The sequence below is a fragment of the Pedobacter changchengzhani genome (assembly GCF_004354365.1).
GTDB classification, from domain to species: Bacteria; Bacteroidota; Bacteroidia; order Sphingobacteriales; family Sphingobacteriaceae; genus Pedobacter; species Pedobacter changchengzhani.
In genome coordinates this window covers 139514-157265 of the sequence record NZ_SJCY01000003.1, presented here as the reverse complement: position 1 = coordinate 157265, position 17752 = coordinate 139514, and the positions used below count along the sequence as shown (strand labels likewise).

The 17752-nt window shown below is 34.9% G+C and carries 14 protein-coding genes; 4 read left to right on the top strand and 10 right to left on the bottom strand.

Going from position 1 to position 17752, the window contains the following annotated elements; all coding sequences use genetic code 11:
* The first annotated feature begins 214 nt into the window (after positions 1–214).
* Both EZJ43_RS05715 and EZJ43_RS05710 read left to right on the top strand, forming a co-directional pair.
* Entirely contained in the window at positions 215–1966 is a 1752-nt protein-coding gene (locus tag EZJ43_RS05715; protein WP_133261731.1) for a lysophospholipid acyltransferase family protein, read from the top strand.
* A gap of 607 nt (positions 1967–2573) precedes the next feature.
* On the top strand, positions 2574–3383 hold the full coding sequence (locus EZJ43_RS05710; RefSeq protein ID WP_133261730.1) for a lysophospholipid acyltransferase family protein: 810 nt from the start codon (positions 2574–2576) through the stop codon (positions 3381–3383).
* 72 nt (positions 3384–3455) lie between these two features.
* Here the strand turns inward: EZJ43_RS05710 and EZJ43_RS05705 are convergent, their stop codons facing one another.
* The 10 genes from EZJ43_RS05705 to EZJ43_RS05665 all read right to left on the bottom strand — a co-directional run bounded on the left by EZJ43_RS05705 (position 3456) and on the right by EZJ43_RS05665 (position 15069).
* Positions 3456–6698: a TonB-dependent receptor gene (locus tag EZJ43_RS05705; RefSeq protein WP_133261729.1), complete on the bottom strand. Its 3243-nt coding sequence runs from the start codon at positions 6696–6698 to the stop codon at positions 3456–3458.
* 132 nt (positions 6699–6830) lie between these two features.
* Complete coding sequence (locus EZJ43_RS05700; protein WP_133261728.1) at positions 6831–7346, bottom strand: Mpo1 family 2-hydroxy fatty acid dioxygenase; 516 nt, start codon at positions 7344–7346, stop codon at positions 6831–6833.
* A gap of 166 nt (positions 7347–7512) precedes the next feature.
* Entirely contained in the window at positions 7513–9084 is a 1572-nt protein-coding gene (gene rny, locus EZJ43_RS05695; RefSeq protein ID WP_133261727.1) for a ribonuclease Y, read from the bottom strand.
* A gap of 285 nt (positions 9085–9369) precedes the next feature.
* Positions 9370–9660, bottom strand: a complete 291-nt coding sequence (locus tag EZJ43_RS05690; RefSeq protein WP_133261726.1) for a cell division protein ZapA — start codon at positions 9658–9660, stop codon at positions 9370–9372.
* Positions 9661–9690: 30 nt separating this feature from the next.
* The gene (locus EZJ43_RS05685; RefSeq protein ID WP_133261725.1) at positions 9691–9981 is read right to left on the bottom strand and encodes a hypothetical protein; all 291 of its coding nucleotides are present in this window, start codon (positions 9979–9981) and stop codon (positions 9691–9693) included.
* A 31-nt stretch (positions 9982–10012) separates the two neighbouring features.
* Positions 10013–12433, bottom strand: coding sequence for a phenylalanine--tRNA ligase subunit beta (gene pheT / locus EZJ43_RS05680; RefSeq protein WP_133261724.1), 2421 nt, complete (start codon positions 12431–12433; stop codon positions 10013–10015).
* A gap of 159 nt (positions 12434–12592) precedes the next feature.
* Entirely contained in the window at positions 12593–12727 is a 135-nt protein-coding gene (locus EZJ43_RS17535) for a hypothetical protein (RefSeq protein ID WP_262708856.1), read from the bottom strand.
* An 11-nt stretch (positions 12728–12738) separates the two neighbouring features.
* The gene (gene radC / locus EZJ43_RS05675) at positions 12739–13440 is read right to left on the bottom strand and encodes a RadC family protein (RefSeq protein WP_133261723.1); all 702 of its coding nucleotides are present in this window, start codon (positions 13438–13440) and stop codon (positions 12739–12741) included.
* A 158-nt stretch (positions 13441–13598) separates the two neighbouring features.
* Positions 13599–13853, bottom strand: a complete 255-nt coding sequence (gene rpsT, locus EZJ43_RS05670) for a 30S ribosomal protein S20 (RefSeq protein WP_133261722.1) — start codon at positions 13851–13853, stop codon at positions 13599–13601.
* 124 nt (positions 13854–13977) lie between these two features.
* Complete coding sequence (locus EZJ43_RS05665; RefSeq protein ID WP_133261721.1) at positions 13978–15069, bottom strand: AI-2E family transporter; 1092 nt, start codon at positions 15067–15069, stop codon at positions 13978–13980.
* Between the two features lie 172 nt (positions 15070–15241).
* On the opposite strand from EZJ43_RS05665, the gene purN reads away from it, so the two are divergent.
* Together purN and purH are read left to right on the top strand one after the other, a co-directional pair.
* Positions 15242–15820 (top strand): phosphoribosylglycinamide formyltransferase, encoded by a 579-nt coding sequence (purN, locus tag EZJ43_RS05660; RefSeq protein ID WP_133261720.1) that lies wholly within the window; start codon positions 15242–15244, stop codon positions 15818–15820.
* A 72-nt stretch (positions 15821–15892) separates the two neighbouring features.
* Positions 15893–17419: a bifunctional phosphoribosylaminoimidazolecarboxamide formyltransferase/IMP cyclohydrolase gene (gene purH / locus EZJ43_RS05655; RefSeq protein ID WP_133261719.1), complete on the top strand. Its 1527-nt coding sequence runs from the start codon at positions 15893–15895 to the stop codon at positions 17417–17419.
* Positions 17420–17752: the final 333 nt, after the last annotated feature.

The following is a 17752-nucleotide window of genomic DNA, read 5'->3' as shown; positions in this document are numbered from 1 at the left end:
TTTGAGTGCGTTTATGACGTATTAATTATAAATATAAATCATATTTTTGGGATTGCAAATTGGTGTGATATTCTAAAAATTAGATCATCTTTACTAAATAACCAGATTAAAGTTTGCACTTAAAAAATAAGTGGCGCGAACGTTATATTTTAAAGCCTAGCGGTATTAAAATTCCATCTGGTATGCGCAATAACCATTAAAAGAAAATATATCGATGAAAATCATTACGACCTCAGAATTTGCCAAGGCTACTAAAATTGATAAACTTGGCGTACCTGGCTTAGCTGGCTTGATGATGGAACTTATGAAGCTTAATGAGATTAATGATGTTTTTTCTCAAAATCAACACTTTAATGGATTAGAGTTTGTGGATAAAATTTTAGAAACGGTAGGTGTTTCGATTGATTTTGATGAAGATGACTTAAAAAATATCCCTAAAACCGGTCCATTTATCGCTATTGCAAACCATCCGTATGGAGGCATTGAAGGCTTGGCACTTGTTAAGTTATTATGTACCGTAAGGCCAGATGCGAAAGTGATGGTAAACTTCATTTTAAAAAAGATACCAAATTTAGATGAATTTTTTGTTGCCGTTAACCCTTTTGAAAACGTACAGCACTCTTCCAGTATTAGTGGTTTAAAATTAACTTTCGATTTATTAAGAAGCGGTACACCTATTGGCATTTTCCCGGCGGGTGAAGTTTCTACATTCAAATTAGATGCGCAACAAGTAACCGATAGAATGTGGCATCCGGTTGTTGGGAAATTGATAGCTAAAGCTAAAGTGCCGGTAGTACCTATATATTTTCATGGCAATAATGGTGTGTTATTTAATATTTTAAGTTTTATTCACCCCACGCTTCGTACCGCAAAGCTACCGTCAGAATTTTTAAATAAACACGGCCGTATCATTAAAGTTCGTGTAGGCAAACCCATTGCTATCGATGAAATATCGAATATGAACAAAAGCAATAAGTTAATGGAATTTTTAAGGGCAAGGACTTATGCTTTAGGGATTGGTTTGGATAAAGAAAAGACGATTTTTAACCCATTAAAACTTTTTAAAATTAAAAAAACACCTACTCCAATAATAGAGGAAACACCCCGTAATTTACTTAAAACCGAAATTGAAACTTTAGAGGCGTTTAAAATCTGGACAGAAAAAAATTATGAAGTCTTTATTGCGCCGACTTTACAAATACCCAATATTTTAAGAGAAATTGGTCGGTTGCGCGAAATCACCTTTCGCGAGGTGGGCGAAGGAACCAATAAGAAGATAGATTTAGATAACTATGACATTTATTATAATCATTTATTTATTTGGGATAATGAACTAGAAAATATTGTTGGAGCTTATAGAATTGGCAAAGGCGACGAAATTTTAGAGAAAATGGGTCGGAGAGGATTTTATTTATCTGAGCTTTTCAAAATTAAAGATCAGTTTTATCCCGTTTTGAGGCAGGGAATTGAATTGGGAAGATCGTGGATTAGAAAAGAGTACCAAGGCAAACCCCTTCCTTTATTTCTATTGTGGAAAGGCATTTTAAAATACCTTATCGATAATCCTCAATACCGTTATCTTTTCGGCCCGGTAAGTATTAGTAATAATTTTTCTAAATTCAGTAAAGCTTTAATTGTTGATTATATTACAAAAAATCATTTTGATTATGAAATGGCTACGTACGTAAAGCCTAGAAATAAATTTAAGGCAGATTTACTTCCCATTTCGACAGATACGTTGGTAGATAGCAGTGAATCTTTTAAAGATTTAGATAGTATTATTGGAGACATTGAAAACTCGCACATGAAAGTTCCTGTGCTTTTAAGGCAGTACATGAATCTAAATGCTAAAATCATTTCGTTTAATATCGATCCTAAATTTTCTGATTGTTTAGATGGATTCTTGGTGGTGGATACACACAATATCCCACCAGGGATGATTGAAAAAATTGGCAAGAATTTGTAAATTACTTATTAAAAAACCCAGACATCCATCTGGGTTTTTTATTATCAACTAACTAAACTGTATAAATACTACCAATATCTACACAACAAAAATAATATCACCCTGTTACTTGTACGTTAATATTTTGTTATCTAAAATACATGCATAAAAAAAAGGAGCACAACAAAGTTGTACTCCTCAATCTAAATTAACGCTCTCAATCAATTGATTGATGTAAGGCTCTCACCCCTTACACTACAATGATACCCTTTATTTATTAAGATTTGATGAAGAAAATTTTAATTCTGAAAAAAAATGAGAAAGCCCCATATTTCTATGAGGCTAATATTTATGTTTTACAGGCATCCACCAATAAAACTAAACCAAACAAACTATATACATGACAATAAAAATTTCAAATTGTTTTGAGAAAATAAAATAATTTGAAAATAGTTTGTTAATCTATAACTAAAGGTCAATCAATTGAATTAATCTGTTACCTTTATTAACGCTTTATAAGTTGTAGTTAAGCCAAACAAACTTTCTACTTCTTTTTATCGTATTTATAAATTACACATTCATTAATTTGGGTGAAAATACAGCAATACGCTTTTTTAAACGCCAAATTATGGATCTCATATCTAAAGAAAATTTTTCGAAGGCTACCGGTCTTTCATATATACCAATTCCTGGGCTCGCTTCGGCAATAATGAAATTGATGAAGATTGACAAGTTTAATAACATCATCAACGAATCAAATGGTTTGGAAGGCGCACCTTTTGCAGATCATTTGCTTAAAACATTGGGTATCGAAGTTGAAATACATCCAGACGACCTTAAAAATATACCAAAAAACGGTGCTTTCATTGCCATTGCCAATCACCCGTATGGTGGCATAGAATCTTTGGCAATATTAAGTACACTCGGCGAGGTTAGAGCAGATACCATGTTTATGGGAAATTTCTTATTGAAAAAAATCCCCAATCTTGAGAAATGCATTATTGCCGTAAATCCATTCGAAAAAATACAAGACGCTTCAAGCATCAGCGGTTTAAAAATTACTTTAAAGGCCTTAAGTAGTGGTACACCGGTTACCATATTTCCCGCGGGCGAAGTATCTTCATATCATATTAAGAAAAAACAAATAACCGATAATGAATGGCATCCGGTAGTTGGAAAAATTATATCTAAAGCCAACGTACCCATTTTGCCTGTTTATTTTCATGGTAATAATGGTATGTTTTTTAGCATTTTAAAGATGATTCATCCTTCATTACAAACTGCTAAATTAATTTCGGAGTTATTTAATAAAAAAGGGCATAAGCTTCACATCAGAATAGGAAAACCGATATTATTGAATGAAATTCCGAATAGAGATTGTAATGTATCGCTATTAAGTTTTTTACGGAAGGGTTTATACAATTTGGGAAACAATTAATTTAGCACGAAAAAAAACTCCTCTATCTACCGACAGAGGAGTTTTTTTTTGCATTTTTAAATTATTCGGAAGTTAAAAACTATACCTTAAACCCAATTGCATTTGATAGCGAGAGCCGAAGAAATCTTTTGCATACGACGATGTATTTGCTTGATCGAATGTATAAACTGGATAGGCAGTTGGCGTTGCAGGAGTAGCTACTTTAATACCAACGCTTGCCATAGAATTGTATGTATTTGGAGAGAAATATTGTACACCCCAATTCTTATTAACTAAATTTGTAAGGTTTATAATATCGTAAGTGAAGGTAAGTACGTGTGGATTTTTGCCTTTAGACACTTGAATATCTTGAGAGAATCGAAAATCTGCTTGAGCATTCCACGGCGTGCGTGCACCATTACGTTCGGTAAAATCTCCACGTCTGGTACTTAAATATTTATCGCCATTTATGTAACTACTAAATGCTGCTGATTGTGCTGCGCCAGCCACGGTATTTGGAAAAAACTTGCTTGTTTCAGCCTCAGTTGGAATGTATAATAAACTAACCGTTTGGCCGGTGCCATTAATTCTGGTATTTACTAAACCTAAAGAATATGGTGCGCCAGATTGTGCGCTAAAAAATAACGAGAAATTAGATACATACTTACCATTTTTATTCCAATCTAACTTATAATTTATGGTAGAGATAATTCTATTTCTGATGTCGAAATTAGAATAAGCTAAACCAGGATTATTAGGACTTAGTGATTGATTTAACTGCCAGTTAGATTCCATTGAATTACGGATACCATTAGAAATGTCTTTCGATTTGCCATAAGTATAAGCCACCATTATATCTAAACCAAAAGGAAATGATTTGCTAGTTTGGCCTGTTAAGCTATATTTATACCCTTTGTCTGTATTAGATAATAAAAATGCGTTGGTGTATAATGGGTTAATTTTTGCACCAGAATAAATCGGCTGTTGCTTTTGTGTATCGTACACTTTATAAGTAGGATTATCTACATAATTAATCTGTTGAAATTGAACATCTTTAATTACCTGACTAAAAATACTTTCTAAAGTAAATTTCCATCCATCATTTGTTTTGTAATCAAACGCTAAATTACTTCTCCAAGCTTTAGGCATCTTAAAATTATTATCAACTAAATCTACCTGCGTTGCACCAGAAGCATCTTTCACATTTACACCCTGATTAGCCACAAACCCAGCTTCGCCTTTACCTGATAAAGCATCTTTTATCGGGTCAGAGCCTGGGGCAGGCGTTACCGGTGTTAAACCTGTGTAAGCGTAACTTTTATCAAATGCGCCATAGTTTACGCCATTATTGTAATATGCATAACCAATCCATGCAAATGGAATACGACTAGTAAACAAGCCTGTTCCGCCACGTATAATTAAGCTTTGATCTCCTAACGCATCAAAATTGAAACCCAAACGTGGTGAAATTTGTATTTTATTTAAAAACTTATTATTTATCGCAGATGGTTGTGTGTAAGTATAAGTTGTACCATAATTTGCATCAACTGGAGAATTTGTAGTTTTAGAACTTAAAGTAGGCATATTGGGGAGGTTAGCCATATCGAAACGCAAGCCCGGTGTTAATTTTAAACAGTCGTTAACTCGAATTTCATCTTGCCCGTAAACACTATACATATTCACCTCAAACTGTGCCGTTGGATTATTTATAATGTTATCGCGACTATTATCATCATAATTGTAACTAGCGCGTACCCTGTTTGGCCTGTTATTTAAAAAATCATTTACCGATGCGTAACCCACACGACCATTCCATGCATTTACAAAACCATAATTAATGCTATAAAATTCGTTATGTGTACCAACCGTAAAGGTATTAATGCCTTTACTAAAAGTATAGTTATCAGTAATTTCGAAAGTATTCTGTTTCATATTAAAGATACTCGCTTCACGGTCGCTACCCAAAAACAAAGTTCCTCCACCCGATGAAATTTCTATTTGTGGAACAGCGGGGTTAGAAAGTGGATTTCGAAAATCGTGTACTGTAGAATAACCTAAAATCAAATCGTTAGTGGTTGCATTATTAAAGCGAGATTTTAACTCTGCAACTGTTGATGTTTGATTGTTATTCTGTTTAAAATCTATACCGCCAAATCTAAAATTAGATTGATCGCGCTCTAAATTTGTAGCTTTAGAAATGATGGTGTTGTTACGAACTGTTAACTGGTTGTTTTCATTAATATTCCAATCTAACCGGTTAAAAAACTTGTTTGATTGGGAGTAGATATTGTAATTATCATAGCTCCCAGCATCAATACCGTAAGCAGATTTTGTATAATCACTTATTTGTTTGGCCTCTGCTAAGGTTAATAGCTTCATATCAGCAGAACCAGCACCTAAAATGATTGGGTCTTGGCGGCGTGTAATCTCTTCGTTTGTAAAAAAGAATAATTTATTTTTTATAATTGGAAAACCAACGCGAAAGCCTGTTTGATAATCGTGAAAAGCGGTTGGTTCTTTAGCATTATCTCCAATCTTATTTCTTCCGATAAGGCTAGCATTTCTACCATAACCATACACAGAGCCCACAACATCATTTGTACCACCGCGGGTTACGGCATTTATACTTCCACCTAAAAAGTTCCCAACTTTAACATCATAAGGCGCAAGTAAAACGGTAACGTCTTGTATTGCATCTAACGATACAGGGTTGGTACGTGTACTGCTTCCGGGCATGCCAGAACTTCCACTTTGGCCACCTAACGAAGGGCTAAAACCAATGGCATCATTATTTATCGCACCATCAATTGTTACGTTATTATATCTAAAATTTGTACCTCCAAAAGTGTTGTCTTTACTTCCTTGTGGGGTAACGCGGGTTACATCTTGCAAACTGCGGTTCATTGTAGGTAACGTTTTAATCTGTCCTTCGCCGATATTTGTACCTGCTCCAGATTTAGTTCCACCCTTTTTCCCTTTAATTACAACATCCGTTAACTGGTTACCTTGCTCGATTAAGCTCAAATCAATTTTTTGATCAGCACCAAGCGTTAAATAAATATTTTCTTTTACAATAGGATTGTAACCCACATAGGTTACCGTAATTTTATATGGCCCGCCGGGGTTTAAATTGCCAATGCGATAAATACCAAGTTCGTTGGATGAAGCTTTAGCGGTAGTACCGGTTGGTACGTGTAAAATTACGATAGTTGCGCCGGGAATAATTCCCTTATCATCTTTAATTTTACCGTTAACACCCGAAGTGGTAACTTGTGCATTTGCTACATTTAGCAACAGTGCTAAAAAGCCAAATAAATAGAGTAAACGTTGTTTCATTTTTAGTGATTTTATTTTTCACAAAAATGAACAAGCTGTATTAATTCAAAATTAACTTAATGTTATTGTTTGAACCAAATTTGTTAACTGAAGCAACAAAGATTTAACATCAAATTAATAACAACTAAGGTTTTAATACTTTACCCCAACTTTCTTGCAAATAAAGTGCAACAACCAAATTGGCCCAATCAACAAAAACTTCACATCATCTAAAAAAGATGGCTTTTTTCCCTCTATTTTATGCCCAATAAATTGACCGATCCACGCAACAACAAATATGGATGCATAAATTAAATATGCAGTACTGCTCCCTAAACCTACAATAAGTTCTATTTTAACAATTAGGAAACTAAATAAACCGATTACCCAAATCATTAAAAAAAACAGCACCGGCGAAAGCGTAAAATAATAATATAAGGCAAAGGCGATAAGAATAGATGCCCAATTGAAAAATCCATTGTACTTACCCATAAAATCTAAATGCGGGAAAGGAATTTGCCAAACCAAGCCCAATAAGCTGAAAACGATAAGTGGTACACAAATCCAATGGATTAATTCATTCGTTTGATTATTGTGACTTTCTTGATATTTATCAAATAAAACATCAACAGGGCGTTTGGGTTCTGATGTATTTACTTTCTTGCTCATGATATAAATTTAAAAAAAAAGCGATGATAATGATCATCGCTTTTGTATTTGTTTATTAGTAATCGGATGAATATCTACAAAGTTGCGATATTCATCCGATGACTTGATGTAGATTCGTCGTTCGGTTAAGATAAAAATCGGAACAAAAATTGAGCGATAAAGCTAATTACTTTGCAAAAGCAACCGATCTCGTTTCTCTAATTACGGTAACCTTAATCTGCCCTGGATAAGTCATTTCGGTTTGAATACGAGTTGAAATATCTGCAGCTAATAATTCTGCTTGAGCATCGGTAATGCGTTCGCTTTCCACAATTACACGTAATTCTCTACCTGCTTGAATTGCGAAAGTTTTTTCTACGCCTGGGTAAGAAAGTGCTAACTCTTCTAAATCTTTTAGGCGCTTAATGTAACTCTCTACCACTTCTCGTCTAGCACCAGGACGGGCACCAGAAATGGCATCACAAGCTTGGATAATTGGCGAGATCATCGATGTCATCTCAATTTCATCGTGGTGAGCACCAATTGCATTACAAATTTCTGGGTGTTCTTTATATTTTTCGGCCAATTGCATACCTAAAATTGCGTGTGGCAATTCCGGATTATCATCAGGCACTTTACCGATATCGTGTAGTAAACCAGCACGTTTGGCCATTTTCGCATTTAATCCTAACTCTGCAGCCATAGTTGCGCAAAAATTTGCAACCTCACGAGAGTGATGTAAAAGATTTTGCCCGTAAGATGAACGGTAACGCATACGCCCAACCATACGTATTAACTCTGGGTGCAAACCGTGAATACCCAAGTCGATCACTGTACGTTCGCCAATTTCTACAATTTCATCTTCAATTTGTTTTTTTGTTTTGGCAACAACCTCTTCAATACGCGCTGGGTGAATACGTCCGTCGGTTACCAAACGGTGTAAAGCCAACCTTGCAATTTCTCTTCTAACTGGATCAAAACCCGACAAAATAATTGCTTCTGGTGTATCATCAACAATTATTTCGATACCAGTTGCAGCTTCTAAAGCACGAATATTTCTACCTTCTCTACCAATTACTCTACCTTTAATCTCATCGCTTTCGATGTGAAAAATAGAAACCGAGTTTTCGATCGCAGCCTCAGTTGCCGTACGTTGAATGGTTTGAATAACTACTTTTTTCGCTTCTTTACTCGCCGTTAGTTTTGCTTCGTCAACAATATCTTTAATCTGAATCATTGCTTGGGTACGTGCAACATCTTTCAAATTCTCTACCAACTGTTCTTTGGCTTCATCTGCAGATAAACCTGCAATAGTTTCTAACTGCGTTAAATGCTGATTTTTCAAAACCTCAACTTCCTCCTGCTTCTTAACAGCAAGCTCGGTTTGCTTTTCTAAATTAACTTTTTGTTTATCTAGCTCGCTTTCCTTTTTATTGAAGTTCTCCATGCGCTGGTTTACCGATTGCTCTTTCTGCTTCATGGTATTTTCGCGTTGGTTTATGGTATTGTTTTTAGCATTAACCTCTTGTTCGTGCTCTGTTTTTAACTGTAAGAATTTTTCTTTTGCCTCCAAAAGTTTGTTCTTTTTTAAAATTTCTGCGTTATTTTCTGCGTCTTTTAAAATCTTTTTAACTTTAGTTTGAGCGATAACTTCTTGCTTTTTAAGCAAAGTGCGCAACAAGAACCTTCCAATTACAACGCCAATTCCTACCCCGGCAATTAAGGCAAATACATATCCTAATATTTCTACAATCTCCATTTTTTGTTTTTAAATAAAAAAACCGCAACTAAATCTTTAAGTCTCATACATTTTAAACCCCAACTAAGCATTATTAGGATTTAAGCCATTTTCAGGTGCTAAAAGCAGATGAAATACGCCCTCTTAATCCTATAGATATTGAAGTGTTAAGTTTTATAAAATTTGAAACTCAAAAACTAGCTGCGGCTATGTTTTTATACTAATTAATTTAATCATTACTCGGTTTATTTCAATGTTTACGATCTGAAATAAGTTCCTAATAACAAAAAATATAAAGAACGATCCTTATTTTGAAAAGAAATTATCTAATAAAACATCCAATTGGTCAACTTTATCGGCAACGGTTGTATCTTGGCTTTGCACCTTATTTTCCGTTCTTAATACTGCTGTGGCGTAATGTAGCACAGCCATACTAAGTAAATCTTGTTTATCTCTAACTGCATAATTTTCTTGATAGTCTTTTATGCGTTCGTTGATCATTTTCGATGCCCGTCGAACAATTTCTTCCTCTTCTGTATTTACTTTTAACGGGTAAATACGGTCGGAAATGGTTATTTTAATCGAGATTTCTCCCATTTTTAGCTTTAGTTTCTGTTTTTTGTCTTGTTATTTTTTTAACAAGGCAATACTTTTGTCAATCTCCCGCACAAAATCGTTAATTTTTTGTTTAATATCAAGCGATTTTTCACTCGTACCTTCAATACTTTTTGCCAGTTTAGTAACTTTTAATTTCTCTTCAAGATCTAAACCTTTTACTTTTGAAGCATCTAACGCAACCTTTAACGATTGATTTTCAAGCTTTAATAAATCATTTTCTTCTTGTAACGCATCAACCAGCTCGATTACTCGTGCGGTTTTTTGTAGTACCTTATCTAATTGATCTGCAACAGAAGCCATGAATTTATTTCTAAAAATACGAATTTATATTCTATTTCCTAATTTCGGCGCCAGCTTGTTGCGTTAAATTATTGATTAGCTTTTGCATGGTTTGCTCAATTTGCTTTTCGGTAAGGGTTTGTTCCTCATCTTGCAACATAAAATTTAATGCATAAGATTTTTTACCTTCTGGTAATTTGTCTCCAACATACACATCAAAAACGCCAACGTCTTTAATCAATTTCTTATCTGTTTTAAAAGCAATGCCTTTAAGCAAATCAAAAGTGATGTTTTGATCAATTAATAAAGAAAGATCTCTCCGCACCATAGGATATTTAGAAACATCTTTATGCACAATTTTATTTTTCTTGATGATATCATTCAATGCTGTCCAATCAAAATCAGCATAAAAAACTTCAGCATTCACATCAGCTATCTTTCTATCACTTTTTGTAACCGCACCAAAACTAACCAAGGTTTTATCGCCACGGAAATACTTAATGCCATAAGCAAAATTATCATCAGCAACCGTATCCGTTTGATAGCCTGCAATTCCTAACCGAGTAAAAACGGCATCAACCGCAGCTTTTAAGTTGTAGAATGTTGCAGGCTTAATAATTTGGTTCCATTGCTCGCTTTCCTTTGCGCCAGCAATAAGCAATAGTAAACGTGCACGTTCTACATATTTCTCGTTAATTAAATGGTATGTTTTTCCAAACTCGTAAAATTTCACATCGGCGTTTTTTCGGTTTTGGTTGTAAACCACACTTTCCAAAGCGGGCATCAATAACCCTTGTCGCATTACACTTAAATCGCTGCTAAGCGGATTTAAAATGTGCACAGCTTCAGCTGTATTTTTTGAGTACGCTAACTTAGTTAAAGAGTTGCACCAAATCTCTGCAAAACCGTTTGAGGTAAGCATATCAGCAATCACATTTTGCGTATTTTCTTTTTCTGGCTTTGTACTATACGAAAGTGACGCATTAACTTTCGATGGTATTGCAATGTTATTGTAGCCATAAATTCGCAACACTTCTTCAGTAATATCACATTCGCGCGTAACATCTACTTTAAAAGTAGGCACCCGCAAGGCCAAAGTATCGTCTGATGTGCTGGTTGCCGTAATACCTAAAGCTGTAATAATGTGTTTAATTTCTGCTGGAGGAATTTCAGCACCTATTAATTTATTGATATTTTTATAACTCACTTCAAATTCGAACGGACGAATGGGATTTGGGTAAATATCAGAAACTGATGAAGAAATTTCTCCTCCTGCCAATTCCTTAATCAATAAAGCAGCGTACTTTAAAGCTGTAACCGTCATTTCTGGATCCGTACCCCGTTCGAAACGGAAAGATGAGTCTGTTTTTAACGCATGTCTTTTAGCAGTTTTTCGTACCGAAACGGAATTAAAATAAGCACTTTCTAAAAAGATATTTTTGGTTTCCATTTCCACCCCAGATGTTTTACCGCCAAAAACCCCGGCAATACACATTGGTGCTTCTGTATTACAAATCATTAAATCTTCTACACTTAAATTGCGTGTAGCACCATCAAGTGTTTCAAATTTGGTGTTTTCTGCAACTTTTTTAACGATTACTTTAGCACCTAAAATTTTATCTGCGTCAAAAGCATGCAAAGGTTGCCCTAAACCATGCAATACATAATTTGTAACATCAACTATATTATTAATTGGACGAAGCCCAATAATTTTTAATTTATCTTTAAGCCAATCTGGAGATTCGCTTACCGTAACGCCAGAAATAGTTAAGCTGCTGTAACGCGGACAAGCATTTAAGTCTTCAACTACAACTGGAATTACTAAATTTTCATTGTCAATTTTAAAAGCAGAAATATCTGGCATTTCATATTCACTTCTAAAAAAAGCCGCTAAATCTCTTGCCACCCCCAAATGCGAAGCCGCATCGGCACGGTTTGGTGTTAATCCAATTTCGAAAACAAAATCATCCTCTAATTTAAAATGGTTTTTAGCCTCAATACCAATTGTAGTATCATTAGCCAAAATCAAAATCCCATCATGCGATTTGCCTAAACCAATTTCATCTTCGGCACAAATCATGCCTTGCGAAACTTCGCCTCTAATTTTTGATTCTTTAATTTTAAAAGGTTCGCCTGCTAATGGATAAACAGTTGTACCAACCGTGGCTACTACAACCTTTTGGCCCGCAGCAACGTTTGGTGCACCACAAACAATTTGTAAATTTTCGGCACCACCAACATTTACTGTAGTTACGCGTAATCGATCGGCATTTGGATGTTGTACACAAGTTAATACTTCGCCAATTACCAAACCTTCTAAGCCACCTAAAACAGGCTGTACCTTTTCTACACTTTCTACTTCTAAACCAATATCAGTTAAGATGAGCGAAATTTCTTGAGGTGTTTTACCCGCCTGTGCGGTAGGTTGGTCTATTTGTACAAATTGCTTTAACCAGTTATATGATATTTTCATGTGGGAGTATCAAGTATTGAGTATCGAGTATCAAGACGACGCTTAAATCGATACTTAAAAATTAAAACGCAAAGATATTATTTAAAGCGGAAAGCTAAAAGATAAATTAGTACACTAAAAGCATGACATTTAAGACTGATAATTAAATTTGGAGACCAATTAATGGATTCCACCTAAACCGCTTAACATGGCTGCGCATGCGCCAACGCCAATAACGATCATAATAACACCAATAACGAGCAACCGAAATGCTAGCTTTAGCGGTAAATTTTTCGACGATTTAACAAGAAGCATACAAAACCTCTTTAAAAAACCAAACCTTCATCCTTAAAGCTAAAATAGTTATTGTTGGCAAATATTAAATGGTCTGCTATAAATAGCGTCAACAATTTTCCAGCTTCAACCATATCTTTGGTCAGTTTTATATCGCTACTGCTGGGTTTTAAATTACCCGATGGATGATTGTGCATCAACACAATATTAGCTGCGTTATTCTCTAAGGCTACTTTAAAAATAATTTTAGGGTCTGCTACTGTCCCTGCTTGTCCGCCTTTACTAATTAAATGCTTACTTAAAATATGGTTGGCGCGGTTTAGCAACAGAATCCAAAATTCCTCATGGTTAAGATCAGAAAAGCTTTGTCTCATATAATTCCATACATCGGTTGATGCAGTAACTTTAACAATATCACCTTCTATCGTTTCTTTGCGCCTTAGGCCAAGCTCGAGTGCGGCAATAATCGAAATCGCTTTCGCGTCGCCAATACCTTTAAATTTTGATAGTTCTTGAATAGATGCCCGACCAAGTTTAGTTAAGCTGTTGCCATAAAAAGCCAATATCCGCTTGCTTAAATCTACTGCAGTTTCCGTTCTGTTGCCCGAACCAATTAAAATCGCAATTAGCTCGGCATCTGTTAAATGCCTTCTACCGTGCAATAAAAGTTTTTCTCTCGGTCGGTCTTCTTCAGCCCAAAGCTTAATACCTAATTTTTGTTCGTAGTTTTCCATTTTTTAAGACAAAAAAAAAGCATCCCTAACTTTTTGGTTGGGATGCCTTTTACGAATATCGTAAAAATATCGAATAAAATTTAATATCGATAAAATTTAAACAACAAAAAACGGTACCGCATATAGCAATACCGTTTTAATATTTTATAAAACTAGGCTTATTTTAAAGCGTTAACGAATTTCGTTAATTTCGATTTATTGTTAGCTGCTTTGTTTTTGTGGATGATACTTTTCTTAGCCAAACGATCCAACATAGAAATTACTTTAGGTAATAACTCAGCACCAGTTTTTCTATCTTCGGCTGCACGCAATCTCTTTATGAAAGTACGGGTAGTTTTTGCCTGATATCTGTTACGTAAACGTTTAGTAGCGTTTGCTCTAATTCTTTTTAATGAGGATTTATGATTTGCCATTTTTTATTTAGCCTTTTATTTTTCTGTTTCTTTCCCTGTAATTCGGGATGCAAATATAGGATTAATGTTTTTAAATAACAAAACACTTTTAATATTTTTATTAGATAAAAATTGTTATCGCTTTTTACGAGGTTGCGACTGCCTTCTTTTTCCTAAATCTTTTTAATTGCCCCATGTGCTGTGTCGGTACGGTATCGCCCAATAATTTGCCCCAAGGTTTCAATCCATCTATCCTATCGAATATAATTTTTAAAACCGCTATAAAAGGTATCGATAAAAACATACCCGAGATACCCCACAATGCCGCACCTAAAAGTACAATTACAATAGATATAAGCGCATTAATTTCAACTTTAGAAGAAACAATTCGTGGTACTAAAATATTGTTATCAATAAATTGAATGATTGCGTAAGCACCAATAATCAGCAATTGCGTTGTAAATCCATCCTTAGTTAGCGTAACCATTAAAATTGGTAGAGCGATTGCAACGATACCGCCAATATATGGAAGCAAATTTAAGATAGCGCCGATTACACCTATTAAAATTGCGTTTTCTACCCCTAAAATTAGCAATGCGGCCGAATTAAGCACAGCAACAATACAGGTTTCGATAAGCAGACCTACAATATAACTTTGTATAGCCGTTTTAGTTTCCCCCAAAATTTCTCCAACTTTTTTTTGGTTTTCTTCGGAGAACACTTCATATAAAAAATTTAAAATAAGTGTTTTATAAAACAACATTAAAAATACATATACAGGTATTAAAAACACCACAGATAGCACACCCATAAAACCGGTTAACGTTTGTCCAATCATACCTTTACTACTATTCGCAGCTTCGTTTACCATTTGCGCCTGCTTCTTAGTAGAGATACCGAATTGCTGCTGTAACCATCCTTGAATATGGTGCACAAGTTCTTGCAATTTAGTTTTCATACCATCTAAATTCTCGAAGAAATGGGAAATTTGAGAGGACAGAAAATAAATAAGCAATATTAAGCCACAGAGTGCGATCAACATTGATAGAAAAATTGATACTACTTTTGGTAGCTTCCGTTGAAAGAAGTTAGTAAGCGGATTTAACAAAATACCAATTAAACATGCAAATGCTAAGGGAACAAGCACATCTTGCAACACACTTAACATAAACACGAGTATCACAATACCCAACAAAATTATTGGCGCCTTTACGTAAAACGGATAGCTTTTTATCATTTTATTTTATTGATTTAGAGATTAACGTACTTATTACAAAATGGTTTTTAAAATGCTTTCCTTTTTTTCAATTTTCTAATTTTATTGCAAAATGAAAAATCATCGTCAGAAAAAACTGTTATATTTTAGGTTAGCTAGTTAAAAATGCTATTTTTGGACAAAAAGAATCTGAGTGAAAAAACGAATCGCCATATTTGCTTCTGGCTCGGGCTCTAATGCCCAAAAGCTGATGGAGCACTTTAAACGTAGTAATGACATTGAAGTTGCGCTTGTTTTAACAAACAATGCCGACGCGTATGTTTTGCAGAGAGCCGACAATTTCGAAATTCCGAGTCATGTTTTTGATAAACATGAATTTTATAAGACCGATAACATTATCGATTTATTAAAAAATTTAGACATCGATTTTATTGTACTAGCAGGTTTTTTATGGCTAATTCCGCAGAATTTACTGTTGGCTTATCCTGGTAGAATCGTAAACATTCACCCAGCTATTTTACCTAAATTTGGTGGCAAGGGCATGTACGGAGATTATGTTCATTTAGCGGTAATGGCAGCAGAGGAAGCTGAAGGAGGCATAACAATTCATTATGTGGATGAAAATTACGACGAGGGCGAATACATTTACCAAGCAAAGTACAAAATCGATAAAACGGATAATTTGGAAATGGTAAAATTTAAGGGTCAACAGTTGGAGCATCAGCATTATCCACGTATTATTGAGGGTTTATTAAAAAAGATTAAAAAGTAATTAAATAAATTCAAATTGATTTAATTTATCGCTTAAAAAATCATAATTTTGCGGCTCAAAATATTCCGCAGAATGACCCAGTCTATCAAGATCAAAAATGCTTTAATTTCAGTTTATTACAAGGATGGTTTAGCGCCATTAGTAAAATTATTGGCCGCTCAAGGCGTTCAATTATTCTCTACCGGAGGCACCGAACAGTTTATAAAAGATTTAAATATTCCAGTAACAGCCGTTGAAGATTTAACTGGCTATCCATCTATACTTGGTGGACGCGTTAAAACGTTACATCCAAAAGTTTTCGGCGGAATATTAAACCGCAGAAATTTAGCTGGAGATCAGAGTCAAATTGCAGAGTATGAAATTCCAGAAATTGATTTGGTAATTGTGGATTTGTATCCTTTTGAAGAAACTTTAAAAGCTGGAGGCACTGCAGAAGAAATTATTGAGAAGATTGACATTGGTGGAATTTCACTAATCCGCGCAGCAGCAAAAAACTTTAATGATGTGGTTATTATTGCATCAAAAAATGATTATCCAACTTTGCATGCTCAGCTAGAAGCTCAAAACGGCGAAACTACTTTATCGCAGCGTAAATCGTTTGCTAAAACTGCTTTCCATACATCTTCTCATTACGACACCGCAATTTTTAATTATTTTAATCAGGAAGAACCTCTTGATGTTTTTAAACAAAGTTTAACTGAATCTAAAACTTTACGTTATGGTGAAAACCCACATCAAGGCGGTAAATTTTACGGCGATTTAGATGGAATGTTTACCAAACTTAACGGCAAAGAACTTTCTTACAATAATTTGGTTGATGTTGATGCAGCAGTTGCATTGATGGATGAATTTGAGGAACCAACTTTCGCAATTTTAAAACACACTAATGCTTGTGGCATTGCATCTCGCAAAACCGTTAAGCAAGCTTGGTTAGATGCTTTGGCTTGCGATCCTGTATCGGCTTTCGGTGGTGTATTAATTACCAATGTTGAAGTTGATTTAGAAACCGCACAAGAAATTAACAACTTATTTTTCGAAGTTTTAATTGCGCCTTCTTATCAACCAGAAGCTGTAGAATTATTTACCAAAAAGAAAAATAGAGTTATTTTAAAACGTAATGAAGTTGAATTGAGTAAAAAACAGTTTAAAACTTTACTTAATGGTGTTATTGAGCAGGATAAAGATTTAATTATCGAAGGTCCGGAACAAATGACAACGGTAACCGACAAAGCACCAACTGAACAAGAATTAAAAGATTTATTTTTCGCTAACAAAATTGTAAAACATACCAAATCGAACACGATTGTTTTGGTTAAGGATGATGTTTTAATTGCTAGTGGTGTTGGTCAAACATCTCGAGTTGACGCATTAAAACAAGCGATTGAGAAAGCTACATCTTTTGGTTTTAGCATAAAAGGTGCTTCAATGGCATCTGATGCATTCTTCCCTTTTCCTGATTGTGTAGAAATTGCTGCTGAGGCTGGAATTACTGCTGTTTTACAACCAGGTGGCTCTATAAAAGATGCTGACTCGGTAAATAAAGCAAATGAAAAAGGCATTGCGATGGTTACAACCGGAGTTAGGCATTTTAAACATTAAACCCCTGAATCCCCTAAAGGGGACTTGAATATCAGGGAGCAAGAAGTAAAGAATAAAGCGCAAAGCTGAAAGCTAAAAGCTAAAAGCTGAAAGAGCAAAGATTGAGGGCACAAAAAAGCCAATATGGTATTCAAAGCTCTTTGGAGTTTGGGCATAAAAGACTAAAGCGCATAGCAATTCCTCTCTTGAGGGGTACCCAACGGGCGGGGTGGTTTAACAAACCCTGCAACCTTGGTTTATTGCACAGAATTTAATTTTTAAACCCGATTGTAGTGAACACGAAGTGGCCTGCCCTTGTGGCTGCCACGAAGTAAAACGAAAAGCGGGACCGAA